The 982-nt window shown below is 38.7% G+C and carries 2 pseudogenes; both read left to right on the plus strand.

The window, feature by feature from the left end:
* Positions 1–438: pseudogene (locus AC0UBM_RS18345) on the plus strand (transposase); the annotation flags it as partial.
* A gap of 4 nt (positions 439–442) precedes the next feature.
* Positions 443–982, plus strand: a pseudogene (locus AC0UBM_RS18350) (IS1182 family transposase); the annotation flags it as partial.

Genomic DNA, 982 nt, shown 5'->3' on the forward strand with positions numbered 1-982 from the left:
CGTGTGCCAGAAGACAATTTCTACCGGCGGCTTCATACAGCTATAGATCTTAATTTTCTTTATAAAACCACTCAAAAGTTCTATGGATCAAGCGGACAAAAAAGCATCGATCCCATTGTGTTTTTTAAACTTTGTTTAGTGGGGTATTTAGAAAATATAACTAGTCATCGCAAGCTTATTGCACATTGTAGCATGCGTTTGGATATACTGTATTTTTTAGGTTATGATATAGACGAAGAATTACCGTGGCACTCTACCATTAGCCGTACACGACAATTATTTCCGGAAGACGTTTTTGAATCTGTTTTTATAAAGGTTTTTGAACTATGTGTATCCGCAGGTATGGTCGCTGGACACACGCAAACAATAGATTCTGCTCCTGTAAAAGCCAATGCTTCCATGGATACTTTAGAACTTAAAGTTCCTGAAGAAGATTTAGANTGAATCTGTTTTTATAAAGGTTTTTGAACTATGTGTATCCGCAGGTATGGTCGCTGGACACACGCAAACAATAGATTCTGCTCCTGTAAAAGCCAATGCTTCCATGGATACTTTAGAACTTAAAGTTCCTGAAGAAGATTTAGAACATCACCTGCGCCATATTCGTAACATTAGCAATCGAGACAAGCACACCCCTTTAAGGCAATCTAAAGAAAATAAAGCAGATAAAAATCAGCAAACTTTATCTGCATCTCACAAGGAATTACAAGCTATAAAAAGCCGTAATACCAAATGGGCAAAAGATCAAGATGCTCGCCCAGGAGCTGGCGCTAAAGGCAGTCGCTACACGAGTAATAAAACACATTATAGCCCCACCGATCCCGATGCGCGTATTAGTGTAAAACCCGGCAAAGCAAGAAAATTTAATTACCTCAGTCAGCTTACTGTAGATACTGCAAACCATGTTATAAGCGATATAAAAGCGTACCATGCAGACGGTAAAGACAGTCAGCATTTACCAGATATTGTTAAGCGCGTAAAA

The sequence above is a fragment of the Formosa sp. F44 genome (assembly GCF_056238645.1).